The sequence below is a fragment of the Pseudorhodoplanes sp. genome (genome assembly GCF_046289595.1).
GTDB lineage: Bacteria > Pseudomonadota > Alphaproteobacteria > Rhizobiales > Xanthobacteraceae > Pseudorhodoplanes.
The window spans coordinates 1-14,086 of sequence record NZ_JBKBVB010000048.1; the positions used below are offsets into that span (position 1 = coordinate 1).

At 65.0% G+C, this 14,086-nt stretch carries 15 protein-coding genes and 1 tRNA gene; 9 read left to right on the forward strand and 7 right to left on the reverse strand.

Features of this window, described 5'->3' with window-relative positions:
- From ACK41X_RS11875 to ACK41X_RS11890, 4 genes are all read left to right on the forward strand, one after another.
- The coding region (locus ACK41X_RS11875) for an enolase C-terminal domain-like protein (protein ID WP_409723158.1) at positions 1 to 917 on the forward strand (917 nt) is incomplete at its 5' end.
- Positions 918 to 1,426: 509 nt separating this feature from the next.
- Entirely contained in the window at positions 1,427 to 2,569 is a 1,143-nt protein-coding gene (locus tag ACK41X_RS11880) for a VPS10 domain-containing protein (RefSeq protein WP_409723160.1), read from the forward strand.
- Between the two features lie 96 nt (positions 2,570 to 2,665).
- Positions 2,666 to 3,481, forward strand: coding sequence for an LssY C-terminal domain-containing protein (locus ACK41X_RS11885; protein ID WP_409723163.1), 816 nt, complete (start codon positions 2,666 to 2,668; stop codon positions 3,479 to 3,481).
- Positions 3,482 to 3,589: 108 nt separating this feature from the next.
- On the forward strand, positions 3,590 to 3,892 hold the full coding sequence (locus ACK41X_RS11890; protein WP_409723166.1) for a hypothetical protein: 303 nt from the start codon (positions 3,590 to 3,592) through the stop codon (positions 3,890 to 3,892).
- 154 nt (positions 3,893 to 4,046) lie between these two features.
- On the opposite strand, the gene ACK41X_RS11895 is transcribed toward ACK41X_RS11890, so the two are convergent.
- From ACK41X_RS11895 to obgE, 3 genes are all read right to left on the reverse strand, one after another.
- Positions 4,047 to 4,136, reverse strand: a tRNA-Ser gene (locus ACK41X_RS11895).
- A gap of 125 nt (positions 4,137 to 4,261) precedes the next feature.
- On the reverse strand, positions 4,262 to 5,389 hold the full coding sequence (gene proB, locus ACK41X_RS11900; protein ID WP_409723169.1) for a glutamate 5-kinase: 1,128 nt from the start codon (positions 5,387 to 5,389) through the stop codon (positions 4,262 to 4,264).
- 143 nt (positions 5,390 to 5,532) lie between these two features.
- A complete protein-coding gene (gene obgE / locus ACK41X_RS11905; RefSeq protein WP_409723172.1) occupies positions 5,533 to 6,570 on the reverse strand; it encodes a GTPase ObgE in 1,038 nt (345 codons plus the stop codon).
- A 78-nt stretch (positions 6,571 to 6,648) separates the two neighbouring features.
- Here obgE and ACK41X_RS11910 point away from each other — a divergent pair, with 78 nt between their 5' ends.
- The 5 genes from ACK41X_RS11910 (at position 6,649) to ACK41X_RS11930 (ending at position 11,961) form a co-directional block, all read left to right on the forward strand.
- Positions 6,649 to 7,035: a DUF2946 family protein gene (locus ACK41X_RS11910; protein ID WP_409723174.1), complete on the forward strand. Its 387-nt coding sequence runs from the start codon at positions 6,649 to 6,651 to the stop codon at positions 7,033 to 7,035.
- Positions 7,036 to 7,087: 52 nt separating this feature from the next.
- A complete protein-coding gene (locus tag ACK41X_RS11915; RefSeq protein ID WP_409723177.1) occupies positions 7,088 to 9,268 on the forward strand; it encodes a TonB-dependent receptor family protein in 2,181 nt (726 codons plus the stop codon).
- A 58-nt stretch (positions 9,269 to 9,326) separates the two neighbouring features.
- Entirely contained in the window at positions 9,327 to 9,704 is a 378-nt protein-coding gene (locus tag ACK41X_RS11920) for a hypothetical protein (RefSeq protein WP_409723180.1), read from the forward strand.
- A gap of 61 nt (positions 9,705 to 9,765) precedes the next feature.
- A complete protein-coding gene (locus ACK41X_RS11925; protein WP_409723183.1) occupies positions 9,766 to 10,782 on the forward strand; it encodes a DUF1775 domain-containing protein in 1,017 nt (338 codons plus the stop codon).
- Positions 10,783 to 10,998: 216 nt separating this feature from the next.
- Positions 10,999 to 11,961, forward strand: a complete 963-nt coding sequence (locus tag ACK41X_RS11930; RefSeq protein WP_409723186.1) for a homocysteine S-methyltransferase family protein — start codon at positions 10,999 to 11,001, stop codon at positions 11,959 to 11,961.
- 121 nt (positions 11,962 to 12,082) lie between these two features.
- Here ACK41X_RS11930 and ACK41X_RS11935 read toward each other — a convergent pair whose 3' ends face one another.
- The 4 genes from ACK41X_RS11935 to rplU form a co-directional block, all read right to left on the reverse strand.
- The gene (locus tag ACK41X_RS11935) at positions 12,083 to 12,286 is read right to left on the reverse strand and encodes a cold-shock protein (protein ID WP_325610763.1); all 204 of its coding nucleotides are present in this window, start codon (positions 12,284 to 12,286) and stop codon (positions 12,083 to 12,085) included.
- Positions 12,287 to 12,461: 175 nt separating this feature from the next.
- The gene (locus ACK41X_RS11940; RefSeq protein ID WP_409723190.1) at positions 12,462 to 13,061 is read right to left on the reverse strand and encodes a GNAT family N-acetyltransferase; all 600 of its coding nucleotides are present in this window, start codon (positions 13,059 to 13,061) and stop codon (positions 12,462 to 12,464) included.
- Positions 13,062 to 13,190: 129 nt separating this feature from the next.
- A complete protein-coding gene (rpmA, locus tag ACK41X_RS11945) occupies positions 13,191 to 13,463 on the reverse strand; it encodes a 50S ribosomal protein L27 (protein WP_409723193.1) in 273 nt (90 codons plus the stop codon).
- Positions 13,464 to 13,621: 158 nt separating this feature from the next.
- Positions 13,622 to 14,017 carry a 50S ribosomal protein L21 gene (gene rplU / locus ACK41X_RS11950; RefSeq protein ID WP_409723196.1) on the reverse strand — a complete coding sequence of 132 codons (396 nt, stop codon included), beginning with the start codon at positions 14,015 to 14,017 and terminating at the stop codon, positions 13,622 to 13,624.
- Positions 14,018 to 14,086: the final 69 nt, after the last annotated feature.

Consider the following 14,086-nt stretch of genomic DNA (forward strand, 5'->3'; position numbering starts at 1 on the left):
AACGGAAGCGTTGTCTTCAAGGCGGCGCAGCACAGGTCGCGCGCTTCATCGACGGGCAGTCCTTGCCGCCGCCGGCCGCGCTGTGGCGCACGATCAATGCGAGTTTCAACCGCACCGGCGCAGGCCCCAATCTGGTTGCGCTCGCCGCAATCGATGTGGCCGCCTGGGATTTGCATGCGCGAAAACTTGGTTTGCCGCTCGGCGTTGCCATGGGCGGAGAACTGCGCGCCGTGCCGGTCTATGGCAGCGGCGGATTCAATACCGTGCAGCCTCCGGAAGCCGCGGCGCAGGTTGCGGCGGAGCAGGCCGCACGCGGACTGACTGCGGTGAAGCCGCGCGTGAAGGGCATGCCATCCGACTCCGCACTGCTCGCGGCCGTACGCAAGGCGCTGCCGTCGCATGTGCAGATCATGGCCGACGCCAACGAGAAATGCGACGTGACGCAGGCGCTGTGGCTGATGGCGCTGGCCCGCGAGCACGGCCTCTTGTTCGTCGAGGAGCCGCTCCCCGCGCACGCGATCGAAGGCTATCGCAGGCTTGCCGCCTCCGCAGGCGTTGCGATCGCCACCGGAGAGCATCTGCAGACGCGCGCGAGCTTTATGCCCTTCATGTCGGAGCGGATCGCGAGCGTGATCCAGCCCGACCTCGCGATGGTCGGCGGGCTGACACCGGTGCTGGAAATCGCGACTCTTGCCGAGGCGTTCGATGCGACCGTGTCGCCGCATTTCCTGCCCGGCCTGTTCGCGCATGTGGCGGCTGCCGCGCCGGCGCTGCGCTGGCTCGAAGAGTTTCCGCTGCTCGAGCCGTTGTTCGATGGCTGGCCGCCCATCGACAGCGACGGGACCATGATCGCCCCGGCCGTGCCGGGCCATGGGCTTACATTGAGCCAGAGCTATCGCGGCACGATGGTGCGGTGACGATCCGGTGCGCTGCGCAGTCTAACTGCCGAGATATTTCAACGCGGCTGCCGAGATGACGATGAGGATGGCAATTGCGGCCAGCGATACGCCTGGCCCGTGATCGACGCTTCGGTATTTCATGTCAGCAACGGTCTCACTGAACAAACTGGGACGCCCGCGCTACACCACCTGCGAGACGGGAGGACCATTGTCCCAAAGACCGGTCCCGCTCAACCGGCGCACGGCGCAAATCCCTGATCGTCCACACAAAATCCTGCGACCTTGAGACCCTGTCAGCTACACGTCCGGCGTGCTGCGCGTAACAGGTACAGCCTCAGCCGCACATAGTCGCGCGATGGTAAGGCCTGGCCGCGTGCGGTGTCATCCGCCCAGGCCTGAGCGGCGGCGCGACGGCGCGCCGGTCCGAGCCGATTGCTGCATTGACGGCAAATGATGCGCGCGCCTTTCCGCAGATTGCCGGCTCGGCTATCAATCGCGCCGGACCACAGCTGACGGACTCTCTCCTCATGATCCTTCTGTCGAATGGCGGCACCAACATCCAGCGCGCGGCGGGGCCGTCCGGCACCATTGCGGTCGGCACGGTCGACGGCGTCGCGATCCTTGCGCGCGGCGACAAGGGATGGATCGTCAAGCATCGCGCTTTGCAGGGCGTGTTCGTCAGCGCGGTCACGGCGCTTCCTGACGGCACGCTGTTTGCGGCCACCCGCGGCGTCGGCATCGCCCGCAGCTCGGACGGCGGCATCACCTGGCAATGGGTGAATAACGGCTTGTCGCATTATGAATTCTGGTCGGCGCGCGGCGGCACGCTGCAGGGCCGCGACGTGGTGTTCGCGGGCTCGCTGCCTGCGCATCTTTATGTCAGCGAGGACAGGGGCGAGACCTGGCGCGACGTGCCGGCGCTGCGCAAGGCCGACACCGTTGCGCGCTGGACCTTCCCGCCGCCGCCGCGCGTCGGCCATATCAAGGACATCGTGATTGACGGCGACCGTCTCCTCGTCGGCATCGAGATCGGCGCGCTGCTGGTCTCCACCGATTTCGGCGAAAGCTTTACCGATCTGAAAGTCGACCCTGATCCGCAGGAATGCGACATCCACCGTATCCTGGTTCATCCGGCGCGGCCGGATCGTCTCATCGTCGCCAACGGCATTGTCGGCATGATGCACAGCGAGGACGGCGGCAAGAGCTGGCAGAAGATTGCGATGCCGCAAGAGGCCGATTACCCGGATGCGATCGCGATCCATCCCGACCAACCGGACCTGCTCTTCATGTCGGCGGGTGTCGGCTGGCCACTGCACTGGTATGAGCGTGGCCGCGCCCGCGGCAAGATTTTCCGCAGCCACGATGCCGGCAAGACCTGGCAGCGCCTGCTCGGCGGGCTGCCGAACGGCCAGCGCGCTCTGTTCTCCGCACTCACGATTGAGGCATGGCCAGGCGGCTTTTCGCTCTATGCCGCTGATACCGACGGGCAGGTGTTCGAAAGCCGCGATGGCGGCGACACATGGACCATCATTGCGGATGTCGCGCCGGTCTCGAAGGGCGAGTTCTACAAGGGCCTCGTTCGCGACCGCGTCAAGCTCGCCGGCGTCGACGACATCGTCGCCAACGCCAAGGCGACGAAGCGCTGGGAAGACGCAGGCAAGAAGCTGTAGCGGGAGGGTTACAAAACCGGCACCGCCGGTTCTCTACAAAGCATCGCTTGCGCTCTATCATGGGCTGAATTGCGTGACACCGGATCGGGCCACCCCATGAGAATGCTTCGGCGACTGCTGCAGCGTCTGCTTGTTGTGGCGGTTGGCGCCGTCGCGATCTGGCTGATCGTCTTCGTCATTTTTGATTTTGCGGATCGCCGGTTGCCATGGGTGATGGCGCTGGCCGTGACCTATGGCCTTGCGGCCTATGTCGTGCTGCCGCGTGCGATCCGGCTCGGTCTGCGCATCCTGCAGCGCGGCCGCGTGCCGAGCTACACGCTGACCGGCGACGGGCTTCCGGGCGACCCGGTCAATATCGCGTTGATCGGCACGAAGCGCCAGCTGTGCGAGGCCTTTGCCGTCATGGGCTGGTCGGAGGCCGCCCCGCTCGATGTCAGAAGCTCGGTCAGGATGGTCCGCGCCTTTGTGCTGAAGGAGGCCTATCCCAACGCGCCGTTCAGCACGCTGTATCTGTTTGGACGCGGCCAGGACATCGGCTTCCAGCTTCCGATCGACAATAATCCGCGCAAGCGCCACCACGTGCGATTCTGGGGCCGCTCCGCGACCCGCGCCGAACAGACGATCGACACGCCGGACTTCTGGTTCGGCACCGACCGCCCGGCGCCGGACGAAGAGGCGCTCTGGGTCGGCGCCGCGACGAAGGATATCGGCTTCTCGCTGACGCGCCTGAGCTTCCAGATCACCCACGCCACCGATGACGACACCAACCTGGAGCGAGACTTCCTCGTGCAGGAGCTGCTCCGGCATGATGTCATCGCCAATATTCGTTCGCACCGCTCCGGCGAGACGATCGGCAAGGTCAACAAGTATGTCACCGACGGCGAGATCGCGGTGGCGGACTTGAAGGTGTGATGGACCGCCCGCCGATCCGGGCTCTGCCCGCGTCCGGGCACACGATTGTGAGCGGCCTGCCCGCCTGAAAGGTATAAACTTTGTCCTCCGGACTCGGAGGATATGCCCATGCGCTCTCTTCTCATGTCGTGCTCCGCGCTCGCGCTCATTGCCACCGTCGCGCCCGCGTCCGCGATGTGCGGCGGGATGGGTCAGCAGGGACAATCGACTGGTCAAAGCGCGGCGATGTGCGGTCGTCCCTCAGCCTCGTCGCAGGCAGAAGACCCATTCGGGATGAAGGTCCAGCCGCAACAGTCGCAGCGCGGCGGAATGATGATGCGCCCGTGCTGCCGGGGCATGGCGATGATGCATGGCGGCGGGCAAAGCGACGACCCGCACAAGGACATGGATATGTCGCCGAAGGCTCAGTAGTCGCTGACCCAGGCCGCACGGAACCGCACGTTTAAATGCTGCCGCTGACGACAGGCCGCCGGGCGGCCAAACCGGCGATGCCGAACGCGTGCGCGCGCTTGACAGTCGTCCTTTTATGACAACTGTCCGGCTTTAATAATGATCTGGGTGCGATTGGCGGAGAGGGAGGGATTCGAACCCCCGATACCCTTGCGAGTATGCCGCATTTCGAGTGCGGTGCTTTCAACCACTCAGCCACCTCTCCGCGGGGCCGAACGGGGGCGAGACCGCCCTCGGACGGGGCGTTACTTAGCCAAGCCGGGCCGCCGAAACAAGGGTTGCAGCAGGCCTCCGCCGAACCGCGGTTCCTGTTGCCGCTCGATTCCCGGCTCACCGCCCCGACAGCACCAGGTCGTCGCGGTGGATCATCTCGGTGCGCCCGGAAAAGCCCATGACCTGCATAATGTCGGCGGAGGAGCGGCCGACGATCCTGGCGGCATCCTCGGCGTCATAGGCAACGAGGCCCCGGCCGATCTCGGCGCCGGCGAGATCGCGGATCGTCACCGCGTCGCCGCGCTGGAAACTGCCGTCGAAGCGCTTGACCCCCGCGGGCAACAGGCTCGCCCCCCGGCGCAAGGCCGCGACCGCGCCCTGATCGATATGCAGCGTGCCCTTCGGTTCGAGCGCACCGGCGATCCATTTCTTTCGCGCCGTCACCGGATTGGCCGGTGTCAGGAACCAGGTGCAGCGGCCGCCATCGGCGATCGCGCGCAGGGGATGCAGCGGCTTCCCGGAGGCAATGATCATGTGTGTGCCGGCATTGGTCGCGATCTTGCCGGCCTCGATCTTGGTCACCATGCCGCCGCGCGACAATTCGGAGCCGGAGGCGCCGGCCATCGCTTCAATCTGCGGCGTGATCCGCTCCACCACCGGCACCAGGTTGGCGGCCGTGCCGGCGCCCGGCGGGGCGTCGTATAGTCCGTCAATGTCGGACAGCAACACCAGCAGATCGGCGCTGGTCATGGTGGCGACGCGCGCGGCGAGCCGGTCGTTGTCGCCATAGCGGATTTCGGTGGTGGCGACGGTGTCGTTTTCGTTGATCACCGGCACGCTCTTCCATTGCAGCAGCCGGTCGATGGTGGAGCGCGCATTGAGATAGCGGCGCCGCTCCTCGGTATCGCCGAGGGTGACGAGAATCTGGCCCGCGGTGATGCCGTGCGCGCCGAGCATTTGCGCCCAGATCCGGGCCAGCGCGATCTGGCCGACCGCGGCGGCGGCCTGCGAATCCTCCAGCGCCAGCGCCCCGCGCGGCAGCTTCAGAACCGAGCGGCCCAGTGCGATCGCGCCTGACGACACCACCAGGATGTCCCGCTTGCCGCTATGCAGCCAGGCGATGTCCTCGCACAAAGCGCGCAGCCAGTCTTCGCGCAGCCCGCCTGCGGCGCTGTCGACGAGCAGGGACGAGCCGACCTTGATGACGATGCGGCGGAAATCGGGGAGTGCGGGGACGATGGACATGGCTTTCGGGTGCTTCGGAACGTCGGCGGGGTCTAGCACGGCTGTTCAAACGTCGTCATTCCGGGTCTTGTGCCGGGTATCCACGCCATGCCAATCCAAACCGGAAGACGTGGATGACCGGGACAAAGCTCGGCCATGACGCGTCAGGGTCGCCAAGCCGTGGCCTTCTCAGGCTCGGGCTCCGCCTCGGCGCGGGCCTCGTCGATCACCGAGAGCAGCGTCCGCAAGGCTTCCGGCACGCCCTGCCCGGAATGCGACGACAACACCAGCGGGGTCTTCTTCGTCACCTTCTTCAGCGCCTTGACCTGCTTCTTGATGTCATCCTCGGTCAGCGAGTCGCATTTCGATAGCGCAACGATTTCCGGCTTGTCGGCCAGCACATCGGCATAGGCCTCCAGTTCGGTGCGCACGGTCTTGTAGGCTGCTGCCACATCGTCCGACGTGCCGTCGACCAGATGCAGCAGCACGCGGCAGCGCTCGACATGACCGAGAAAGCGGACGCCAAGTCCCACGCCTTCGTGTGCGCCCTCGATCAGACCGGGGATATCGGCCAGAACGAATTCGCGGCCGTCGACGGCCACCACACCGAGCTGCGGATGCAGCGTGGTGAAGGGATAATCCGCGATCTTCGGCTTGGCGGCGCTCACTGCCGCAAGGAAGGTCGATTTCCCGGCATTCGGAAGCCCGACCAGCCCTGCGTCGGCGATCAGCTTCAGGCGCAGGCGGATGGTGCGCTCCTCGCCCGGCTGGCCAGGATTGGCGTGGCGCGGCGCGCGATTGGTCGAGGACTTGAAATGGGCATTGCCGAAGCCGCCATTGCCGCCCTTGGCGAGCACCACCTCGGCGCCGACATGATCGAGATCGGCGAGCAGCGTCTCGCCGTCCTCCTCGTAGATCTGGGTGCCGACCGGCACCTTGATGATCATGTCCTTGCCGTTGGCGCCGTGACGGTCCTTGCCCATGCCGTTGCCGCCGCGCTCGGCCTTATGGTGCTGCATGAAGCGGTAGTCGATCAGGGTATTCAGGCCGGGGACGGCGCGGGCGATGACATCGCCGCCGCGGCCGCCATCGCCGCCATTGGGACCGCCGAATTCAATAAACTTTTCGCGCCGGAACGACACGCAGCCGTTCCCGCCGGCGCCGGACTGAATATAGATCTTGGCTTCGTCGAGGAATTTCATGGGCGGCAATATAGGTGATGATGGGGGACTTCACCCGGGAATTTATCGCTGATATGGCTTCGCCCGGTTGGGGTTGGAATGACGGGTTTGCGGGAAAGCGGGCGGTTCCGGGCGGCGATCGGGCTGATCGCGGCCTACGCTATTGCGCTGCAAGCCCTGTTCGCGGCCTTTGCGCCGCTACCGGCCCATGCCAAACCCGCGGACATCGCCTCTTGGAGCGCGCTGTGCTTCGGCGGCGGCAATCCGTCCCCGGACGGCGATCCGGCCGCGCCCGCATCCGGCAAATTTCATTGCGTCTTGTGCGGCTCGGCGCTTGCCGCGGCGGCCATCCTTCCCGAGCCGGCCACCAATGCTGCGCCGGTTCTCGCCGCCGCGGGTGTCTTGTTCGGAACTGCGCCGCAAGCTGCGCCCGCGCGGCAAGCAATCCGCCCCGGGCAGGCGCGCGCGCCTCCGCTGACGGTCTGATCGAACGCGGCCATCGGGCCGCATCCATCAGCACCATCGTCGGAGTTTTCTCATGTCACGCTTCTTGCGCGCGAGCTGCGCATTGTCCGCTGCTGCGCTCGTCGCACCTCAACTCGCCGCCGCACAAAACACATCGCTCCCACCCATCACCGTCGAATCCGCGCGCCCCGCAACGACGGCGCGGCCGCAATCCGCGCCGGCGCAAAGCGGCTCGGGCACAGCCTCGACCGCCGAACCAAATGCTGGAACACTACCGGAAAGCCAGAGTCTGACGATCCCGACAGTGGAACAGGCGCGCCTGGACCTGAACCAGTCCCCCGGTGCGGTCGCCATCGTTCCGTCGGACCAGCTGCGCGACCGCAACGTGACCACGGTCAAGGACATCCTGGATTACGTTCCGGGCGTCTGGGCGCAACCGAAATGGGGCGAGGACACACGGCTGTCGATCCGCGGCTCGGGCCTGTCGCGCAACTTTCACGGCCGCTCGCTGCAGCTCTATATGGACGGCATTGTCCCGATCAACACGGCGGACGGCTATTTCGATTTTCAGGAAATCGATCCGACCGCCTACCGCTATACCGAGGTGTGGCGCGGCGCGAGTGCGCTGCGCTTCGGCGCCAATTCGCTCGGCGGCGCCATCAACTTTGTTACGCCCTCGGGCCGCGATGCGCGTCCCTTCGCGATGAGCGCCGACATCGGCAGCTTCGGCTATCGCCGCATCCAGGCCAGCTCGGGCGCGGCGATCGGCCCGTTCGATTACTTCGTCACCGGCTCATACCAGACGCAGGACGGCTTCCGCGAGCACAGCAACGGCAATCTGATGCGCGGCTCCGCCAATTTTGGCTACCGGCTGTCGTCGAATGTCGAGACCCGCTTCTACTTCAACGGCAACACCATCGAGCAGCGTATCCCCGGCACCGTAAACAAGAACACGGCGCTGAACGACCCGCGGGTTGCGCAGCGGCAGAATGTCGCCAACGACTGGCAGCGCAACATCAACTCCAATCGCTTCGCCAACAAGACGACGATCGAGCTCGGTAACACCACCGTGGAGTTCGGCGCGTTCACGGTCAACCGCCACCTGATGCACCCGATCTTCCAGTGGCTCGACTACACCTACGACGACTACGGCGGCTTCGGGCGCATTGTCGACGACCGGACGATCATGGGTTTCCGCAACCGTCTGGTCGCGGGCATCAACATCCACAACGGGGAAATCGATAACCAGCAATTCGGCAACGGACCGCTGGCGACCAAGGGAGCGTTGCTGTCCTCGTCGCTCGACAAATCGAAGAATACCTCGGCCTATGCTGAAAACTCCTTCTACGTCCTGCCGAACGTAGCGGCGGTTGCCGGCACGCAATTCCTGCGCGCCTCGCGGCAGCGGGTCGACCGGTTTCTCTCGAACGGCGACCAGTCGGGCGAAACGAATTTCGAAATCTGGAGTCCGAAATTCGGCCTGCTGTGGGACGTCGATACCACCGCGCAGGTCTATGCCAGCATCTCGCGGAGCGCCGAGGTGCCGAGCTTCGGCGAAAGCGTTTCGCCGATCCCCTTCGTCGCGCCGAACCTGCCGAACATCCCGTTCACCGACATCAAGGCGCAGCGCGCAACCACCTACGAGATCGGCACCCGCGGCAAGCGGCCGGATTATTCATGGGACATCGCGCTGTACCGTTCGGAAATCAGAAACGAATTGCAATGTCTTTACAGCACATTCGGCAATTGCAACGTCAGCAACACCGACCGGACTGTGCATCAGGGCTTCGAACTCGGAATCGGCGCCAATGTGCTGAAGTCGATCTTTGCCCGCGGCTCCGATCCAGACAAGCTGTGGCTGCAACTCGCCTATACGTATAACGATTTCTTCTTCGACAACGATGCCAGCTTCGGCAATAACGCGCTGCCAGGTGTCCCGCCGCACGTCCTGCGTGCCGAGTTGTTGTACAAGCATCCCTCCGGCATCTTCTTTGGTCCGAATATCGAATGGGTTCCGGATCCGTATTTCGTGGACAGCGTGAATTCGGCGACGGTGGACCCGTATATGCTGTGGGGCCTGCGCGCGGGCTTCGAGCCGGACACGAATTTCTCGTTCTACGTCGAGGGCCGCAACCTCGCCAACCGCGCTTACATCGCGAGCGCGAGCATTATCGACGTCGCCAACAGGCAATCGGCGCTGTTCGAGCCCGGAACCGGACGCGCGGTTTTCGCCGGCATGAAGATGAAGTGGTGACTTTCGGCAGAAAGACGCGGTGGTGTCCCGCTCCCGGATTTGCTATCGGAGCGACATGATGGGCTCTCTGCCAGGCGGAAAGCTGCGCGCCATGGCCGCATTGATTGCGGCCTATGCGATCGCGTTGCAGGCCGTGTTCACAATTCTTGCGCCCGTGCTGGGTCAGGCCGACTCCACGGTGACCTCCTATTCCTCCGGCAGCGTTGCGGCAAGGGGTGCGGATGACCCGGCGCCGCCGGCTCCTGCGGCCGCCAAGATACCCTGCGTGCTGTGCACCGCATGTGCGGGCGGGTTCGCCGTTCTGCCCGCGGTCTTGGACGTTGCGGAGTGGCCAGTGGCAAAGCCGCTTGCGCTCGTCAGCGCGGCGCCGGATGACCTGCTCAGCGCAATCTGCGTCCGCGACGGGCCTGCGCGCGCACCGCCATTCTCCGTGTGATCGCCTGCCGCGCCGTCGCGCGCGGCTCTCGCCACACATCTGTCTCACACGGAGCAATCTCATGTCCCGCAGGGCCCCCCTTGCATCATCCATCGCATTCGGCGCCATCGCATGCGCAGCTTTGTCCGCGCTGCCGCAAACCGCGCTCGCCCATGTCACGCTTGAAGTCCGCCAGGCCAATGCCGGCACGCCCTACAAGGCCGTGCTCCGAGTCCCGCATGGCTGCGACGGCTCGGCCACGCTGAAGCTGCGCGCCGAAATCCCCGAAGGCGTGATCGGCGTAAAGCCGATGCCGAAGCCCGGCTGGAAGGTCGAGACCGTGAGGGGCCGATACGAAAAGTCCTATCCCTATTATCACGGCCGGCAGCTCACCGAAGGCGTGCGGGAAATCGTCTGGAGCGGCGGCAAGCTCCCCGATGAGCATTACGACGAGTTCGTGTTCGCCGGCTTTCTCGCGCGCGACCTTGCGCCGGGCCCGCTCTACATTCCGGTGACGCAGGAATGCGAGACGGGCGAAGCGCGCTGGTCGGACATTCCCGCACCGGGTCAGGATACGCATGCGCTGAAAGCACCCGCGCCTGCGCTCGTCATCCTCGCGCAGCATGGCGGCGGGCATCATGGCGGTGGACACGCTGCGGCCGCCGAGACCAGGGTCTACACGGCCGGATCGCTGACCATCGAGGCGCCGTGGGCGCGCGCCACGCCGGGCGGCGCCAAGGTGGCCGGCGGATTCATGAAGATCACCAATAATGGCAAGGAGCCGGACCGGCTGATCGGCGGCACGGTGCCATTTGCGGGCCGCTTCGAGGTTCACGAGATGGCGATGGACGGCGGCGTCATGAAGATGCGCGAGCTGTCGAAAGGACTCGAGATCAAGCCGGGCGAGACCGTCGAACTGAAGCCCGGCGGCTATCACGTCATGTTCATGGAGCTGAAGTCCGGCCTCAAGGAAGGCGAGGCCGTGAAGGGCACGCTGGTGTTCGAAAAGGCCGGCAAGGTCGATGTCGAATACAAGGTCGGGCCGATCGGCGGCGGCGCCCCGCATGGCGGCTCGGGCGGCGGGCATTCACATCATTGACGCGATGGCTTCCGGGGTGCGACAGGGCCGTGCCCCGGATAGCTTGCAGATCGTCCAGAAGGCATTGCACGTCCGGCATATTCGCATGGTGTGACTTGCCCCGGTCGGGTTCGGGATGGTTTGTGCATGAACCACAGCCCATCCCGGCGCGACCAACAAAGCCGGCCCGGCTTCCGCCGCAGGCCGGCTTCTGTTCAAAAGGGAAGGACATCGACTATGGCCAAGTATCGCACCAATTTGCCGCAGCTCGGCGGCAAGACATTTCTGACCGACTCTGGCCTGGAAACCACGCTGATCTTTCACGAGGGCATCGATCTGCCGCACAGTTCCGCGATAGCGCTGCATCCCAGCGAAGCAGGCGAGCAGCGCCTGCGCGATTATGTCCTGCGCCATATCCGGATCGCCAAGGCCCGGGACGCCGGCTTTGTTCTGGAGAGCGCGTCGTGGCGCGCAAGCCCCGACTGGGGCGCAAAGATCGGCGTGTCTCCGCTGGAACTGATCGGGTTAAACCGGCGCAGCATTGCATTCCTGGCCGGGCTCCGGGCCGAATTCGAAACCCCGCAATGTCCGATGCCGATCTCGGGAAATATCGGGCCGCGTGGCGACGGCTACTTTCCCGATCAGCTGATGAGCGCCGACGAAGCGCGCCGCTATCACGCCTTCCAGTGCGATCTGTTCGCCGATACGGAAGCGGACATGATCAGCGCCTTCACCATGACGCATACCGGAGAAGCGATCGGGATAGCGCAGGCGGCATCCGCGGTGGAGATGCCGGTGGTGATTTCCTTCACCACCGAGACCGACGGCCGCCTGCCGAGCGGCGAGACGCTGCGCGAGGCGATCGAGAAGACCGACGATGCGACATCGGGCGCCCCGGCCTATTACATGATCAACTGCGCGCATCCGGCCCACTTCGCAGATGCGCTTGAGAAAGGCGAAGCCTGGGTGGAAAGGCTGCGCGGCCTGCGTGCCAATGCTTCGATCCGCAGCCATGCCGAACTCGACAATTCGCCCGATCCCGATACCGGCGATCCGGCCGACCTCGGCCGCCGCTATGCGCATCTGCGCGGCGCGCTCGGCACCCGATTCAACATACTTGGCGGATGCTGCGGCACCGATCACCGGCATGTCGAAGCGATCGCGCAGGCCTGCCTGCCGCTGCGGGCGGAAGCGGCATAGCCCTTCCCGCCGTCATCCCGGGCGGCGCGAAGCGATGAAAAAAGCCCGGCTGGCGTGCCGGGCTTTTTGACCTCGATGTTGCGAAAGCGGCGCGTGCGTCCCCGGCCGCTTTCGGAACATATCACCGCACCTTCAGATTCTCCGCCGACTCGCGTCCGCGATTGGACACGATCTCGTATTCGATCTGCTGGCCTTCATTCAGACCCGTCAGGCCCGCCCGCTGCACTGCAGAAATGTGCACGAACACATCCTTGCCGCCGCCTTGCGGCTGGATAAAGCCATAACCTTTGGTCGCGTTGAACCACTTCACCGTACCTGTAGCCACCGTCTATGTCCTCAATTAACGAGATGCCGCCGACACGAGCGTCCGGTAGAACATCTCGCAAGGCTCACGATACATACCCGGAAAAGGGGAAAAATTCCACCGTTCATTGGCCGCACTTCGTCAGCCCCGGGCGGGAGACCCGCTCCGCCCGGCCCGTCGTTGTGCAGGGAAGGGGTCAGGACACCCGCTTGACGTCGCTCCAGCGGCGCAGCGCCGCCCACAGGCCGCGATCCAGCCGGAAGCGGTCGATCGGCGCCGACGAATGCAGCGCGCGGATGCGGCACAGACCGACCCCGGTCCACTGAAAGCCGCACTTTTCCAGAATCCGGCGCGACGCCGGATTGGTCACGCGGGCGCCTGCGGACAGGCTCTCGTTGCCGAGTTCGGTAAAGGCAAAATCGATGAGGGCGCGCACCGCCTCGGTGCCGTAGCCCTTGCCCCAATGCTTGACCCCCAGCCAGTAACCGATCTCCGGGACCGCGTCGTCCTGCGTTGCGATGCCGCAGGCTCCGATGGGCAGACCGGCACGGGTCGCGATCAGGAACGCGATGTCGCCCTTCGGAGTGTTGGCCGTTGCGATGAAATCCTCGGCATCGGCGCGGGAATAGGGATGTGGAATGCGGCGCGTGTTCTCCGCGATCCGTTTGTCGTTGGCGAGCGCGGCGACGTGCTTAGCGTCCTCGAGTGTCGGCGCGCGCAGGATCAGCCGCTCGGTCTCGAGGACGGGGATACAGCCTTCCCGGTAGGTCCGGGTCTCAAGGTCCAGGCAGGTCATGGTCAGGCTCCTTTGCAAAAAGACTTGAGGGGGAGCCGGTTCACCCGTCTCCCCCTCAAGTCTGGAGCCCTGTCTTGCGGGTCCCCCGGGTTCGACGTGAACCGGCGGACCTCGGAAGAGATTCGCCGTCTACTCGGCCGCAGCTTCCGTCATCGGTACGACGGAGATGAGCGTGCGACCGTTCCCTTTGGCTTTGAACTCGACGCGACCTGCGGTCAGCGCGAAAAGGGTATGGTCCTTGCCCATGCCGACATTGCTGCCGGGATGCCAAACCGTGCCGCGCTGGCGCGCGATGATGTTGCCGGGCATGGCGACCTGACCGCCGAACAGCTTGATGCCGAGGCGGCGGCCCGCGGTGTCGCGGCCGTTACGGGATGATCCGCCTGCTTTCTTGTGAGCCATGGCTCAAAATCCTTCTCTCGAAACTCTCATAACGCGATTCCGTGACGGAATCATCTCATTTGTCGCGATCGCTCCGGCCAAGGCGAAGCCGGGGCCGGAATCCATAACCACCGCCGGGTATCGGTCCCCACGTGCGCGGGGACGACGCCAATCCGGGCTTACGCCGCGTCGGCGTCCTCGGCCGGCTTCGCAGGCGGCGCCTTGCGTTCCGGCTTCGGCTTCGGACCCTTGGTCGGCTTGGCGCCGCCTGTGAGGATCTCGGAGACCCGCACCACGGTATAGTCCTGCCGGTGGCCGCGCTTGCGCCGCGAATTCTTGCGGCGGCGCTTCTTGAAGGCGATCACCTTCGGGCCGCGGCTCTGTTCCACGATCTCGACCGCAACCGAGGCGCCCGAAACGAGCGGGGCGCCTAATTCCGGCTTGTCGCCGCCCAGCATCAGCACCTCGCCGATCTGGACGATCTGGCCCGGCTCGCCCGCAATGCGGCCGATGCGGACCACCTGGTCCTCGGCGACCGAATATTGCAGGCCGCCGGTCTTGATGACTGCGAACATCGTTTTTCCTTCGTGTTCATTCCCCGGTGCTCGGACAGGCCGGACCGGCTTCTTTCAGTCTGATTGTGG

Excerpts from the sequence above, each read along its gene's own strand:
- obgE (WP_409723172.1), bottom strand. The coding sequence starts at position 6,570 with ATGAAATTCCTCGACGAAGCCAAGATCTATATTCAGTCCGGCGCCGGC.
- proB (WP_409723169.1), bottom strand. The coding sequence starts at position 5,389 with ATGTCCATCGTCCCCGCACTCCCCGATTTCCGCCGCATCGTCATCAAG.
- rpmA (WP_409723193.1), bottom strand. The coding sequence starts at position 13,463 with ATGGCTCACAAGAAAGCAGGCGGATCATCCCGTAACGGCCGCGACACC.
- ACK41X_RS11880 (WP_409723160.1), top strand. The coding sequence starts at position 1,427 with ATGATCCTTCTGTCGAATGGCGGCACCAACATCCAGCGCGCGGCGGGG.
- ACK41X_RS11925 (WP_409723183.1), top strand. The coding sequence starts at position 9,766 with ATGTCCCGCAGGGCCCCCCTTGCATCATCCATCGCATTCGGCGCCATC.
- ACK41X_RS11920 (WP_409723180.1), top strand. The coding sequence starts at position 9,327 with ATGGGCTCTCTGCCAGGCGGAAAGCTGCGCGCCATGGCCGCATTGATT.
- ACK41X_RS11915 (WP_409723177.1), top strand. The coding sequence starts at position 7,088 with ATGTCACGCTTCTTGCGCGCGAGCTGCGCATTGTCCGCTGCTGCGCTC.
- ACK41X_RS11885 (WP_409723163.1), top strand. The coding sequence starts at position 2,666 with ATGAGAATGCTTCGGCGACTGCTGCAGCGTCTGCTTGTTGTGGCGGTT.
- ACK41X_RS11890 (WP_409723166.1), top strand. The coding sequence starts at position 3,590 with ATGCGCTCTCTTCTCATGTCGTGCTCCGCGCTCGCGCTCATTGCCACC.
- ACK41X_RS11940 (WP_409723190.1), bottom strand. The coding sequence starts at position 13,061 with ATGACCTGCCTGGACCTTGAGACCCGGACCTACCGGGAAGGCTGTATC.
- ACK41X_RS11930 (WP_409723186.1), top strand. The coding sequence starts at position 10,999 with ATGGCCAAGTATCGCACCAATTTGCCGCAGCTCGGCGGCAAGACATTT.
- rplU (WP_409723196.1), bottom strand. The coding sequence starts at position 14,017 with ATGTTCGCAGTCATCAAGACCGGCGGCCTGCAATATTCGGTCGCCGAG.
- ACK41X_RS11910 (WP_409723174.1), top strand. The coding sequence starts at position 6,649 with ATGACGGGTTTGCGGGAAAGCGGGCGGTTCCGGGCGGCGATCGGGCTG.